The organism is Lawsonibacter sp. (genome assembly GCF_022777125.1).
Classification (GTDB): Bacteria; Bacillota; Clostridia; order Oscillospirales; family Oscillospiraceae; genus Lawsonibacter_A; species Lawsonibacter_A hominis.
The window spans coordinates 1-2,756 of sequence record NZ_JALFGV010000032.1 but is presented as its reverse complement, the minus strand read 5'-3'; the positions used below and the strand labels follow the sequence as shown (position 1 = coordinate 2,756).

General features: G+C 66.8%; 2 protein-coding genes and 1 pseudogene. 1 reads left to right on the top strand and 2 read right to left on the bottom strand.

All coding sequences use genetic code 11. The features are described from left to right. Both MR825_RS02770 and recJ read right to left on the bottom strand, forming a co-directional pair. On the bottom strand, positions 1–368 hold a 368-nt coding region (locus MR825_RS02770), incomplete at its 3' end, for an HD domain-containing protein (RefSeq protein ID WP_287878666.1). 46 nt (positions 369–414) lie between these two features. After that, positions 415–2,484, bottom strand: coding sequence for a single-stranded-DNA-specific exonuclease RecJ (recJ, locus tag MR825_RS02765; RefSeq protein WP_186908179.1), 2,070 nt, complete (start codon positions 2,482–2,484; stop codon positions 415–417). Between the two features lie 80 nt (positions 2,485–2,564). Here recJ and MR825_RS02760 point away from each other — a divergent pair. Then, positions 2,565–2,756: pseudogene (locus MR825_RS02760) on the top strand (IS481 family transposase); the annotation flags it as partial.

The window sequence follows — 2,756 nt, the reverse complement described above, 5'->3', positions numbered from 1 at the left end:
AGGTTCTCCATCTGCTCCTCTTCCTTGGAGGTGTACTGCACCCGCGTCAGCTTGGTGACCCCCTCCACCAGATCGGCCACGGTGATGCCGAAGAGCTTGGCGATCCCTTCGTGCGTGACGCCGGTGTCCTCGATGCAGTCGTGGAGCAGGGCGGCAATGATGGAGTCGGTGTCCAGCTCCAGCTCGGCCACAATCTCCGCTACCGCCAGGGGGTGGGTGATATAGGCAGAGCCGTCCTTGCGCAGCTGTCCGGCGTGGGCGTTATCGGCGTAATTGAACGCGTTGAACAGGCGCTGGGTGTCCAGCGCCGGGTTATAGGTCTTGATCTTGTCTTCCAGGGCGTGATAGCGCTCCAGGATGGGGTCCATAACAGGCCACCTCCGGCGAACGCGTTGCGCAGACGCGCGGGACGCGTTAAGGTTCCAGAATGCTGCGCAGCTTGCGCATGATGACGGACTGCTCCAGGTCCACCTTGCCGTCCACAGCCGTCAGGCCGATCTGCAGGTGGTCGGTGGTGCGCTCCAGACGGATCAGGCCCCGCTCGTCGAAGACCTCCAGGCACACCAGGGTGCGCATCACCGTCTCCCGCTGTCCGCAGGCACGGGCAATGTTCCGGGCCAGCCGGGGTGCGGTCTCCTCCAGCGGGCCGTGAGCGGTGTGCCCCTTCAGGTAGCGCCACAGGGAGACGAAGTCCTCCCGGCTGGGCAGCAGGGCGGCGGCCTCCGAGCGGGAGAGCGGCTCCCCCCGGCGAAATTTCTCATAGAGGGCCCGCTCGGCCTGGGCCCGGGTCAGAGCGGGGCGCAGGTCGCACAGCTGCAGCTGCACGGTGCGCCAGCCCCGGTACTCGTTGACCTGGGGGGTAAAGGCCACGTCCACCCGGTCCCCGCAGGACAGACCCGCCTGGGCCAGAGTGGCGGAAAAAAAGATGGCGTCGAAGCTCCTGCCGCCGCAGGCGAGCTTGAGCTTCAGGTGCCGTCCGCCGCCCACCTCGCTGGCGGCGGAGACGGTGCAGCCCGACAGGGAAAACACCGGCTTGGGGTTGCCCGCGCCGTAGGGCTCCAGCAGATCCAGACCCTCCACCCCATCCAGGGTGAGCGCGCCCGCGTCCTCGATCTCCGCGTCGATCTCCAGCGTGGAGACCATCTCCGCTCCGCCGGTCCGCAGGCGTACATACTCCGCCATGCACGCGGCAAAGGCGGGGATCTGTTCCTCCCGGATGGTAAAGCCCGCCGCCAGGGCGTGGCCGCCGAAGCCCTCCAGCAGGCCGGCGCAGTGCTCCAGCGCGGCAAACAGGTTGAAGCCCCCGAAGGAGCGGCAGGAGCCCTTGCCCCGGCCGTCCTGCAGGCAGATCATAAAGGTGGGACAGGAGTATTTTTCCGCCAGACGGGAGGCCACAATGCCCACGACCCCCTGGTGCCACGCCTCGCCGGAGAGCACCAGCGCGTACCGCTCCTCGCCGGGCAGGGCCTCCACCCGGGCGACGCATTCGGCATAGATGGCGGCCTCGATGGCCTGGCGCTCCCGATTGAGCTGGCACAGCTGCGCAGCCAGAAGAGCGGCCCGACCCGGGTCTTCGGTGAGCAGCAGCTCGCCCGCCAGGCTCGCGCAGCCCATCCGCCCGGAGGCGTTGATGCGGGGGGCGAGCACGTAGCCCACGGACATGGAGCTGATGGACTTTTCCTCCAGTCCGGCCTCGTGGAGCAGGGAGCGCAGGCCGGGACGCCTGGTGTGCTGCAGGGCCTCCAGGCCCAGGCGCACCAGGCAGCGGTTTTCTCCGGTGACGTTCATCACGTCGGCCACGGTGCCGATGGCGGCCAGATCCGCATACTCCGCCAGCAGCGCCGCCCGCCGGGCTGGGCCGCCCAGGGCCAGCACCAGCTTGAGCGCCACCCCAACGCCGGCCAGGTACTTGAAGGGATAGGGACAGCCGGGACGGTGGGGGTCCACCACCGCCGTGCAGCGGGGCAGCGTGTCCTTGCACTCGTGGTGGTCGGTGACCACCACGTCCACCCCCAGGCGTTGGGCGTACTCCGCCTCGTCCACGGCGGTGATGCCGCAGTCCACCGTGACGATAAGGGAAACGCCCTGCCGGTGCAGGGTATTCACTGCGTCCCGGTTCAGGCCGTAGCCCTCCTCCATCCGGTCGGGGATGTAGGAAATCACCGCCGCGCCCTCGCTGCGGAGAAAATCGGTGAGCAGGCAGGTGGCGGTGATCCCGTCCACGTCATAGTCCCCGTAGACGGCGATGCGCTCGTCCCGCTCCAGCGCCAGACGCAGGCGCCCGGCGGCCTTGTCCATGTCCAGCATCAGCAGAGGGTCGTGGAGCAGTTCCTGCCCGCAGGCCAGAAAGGCTCGGGCCTTTTCCGGAGTGTCCTGACCCCTGGCGCACAGAGCCAGGGCCGCCAAAGGGGGGATGCCCGCCCGCTCCAGGGCGGCGCGCGCCTCGCTGTCACAGTGTGTCCGGTTCCATTGCTTATATTTCATGGGCGCGCGTTGTCCCTCCCGATCAGTCAAATCAAAATTACCCTTTATTATAGCAAATTTCGTAAAGGGTGACAAGGGCTTTGGACATTTCCGCGGCGGAGACAGACAATGGTTTTAAGTTCACCAACCGTTTTTCCAACAGCAAGCGGCACCTACCCACCCTGTTTGAAGCTGCCGCCGCTAAACCAGGCATCCGGCACAAACTCATCCGTCCTTATACACCCCGCCACAACGGCAAGGCGGAACGCAGCCACCGGGAGGACCAGAAACGG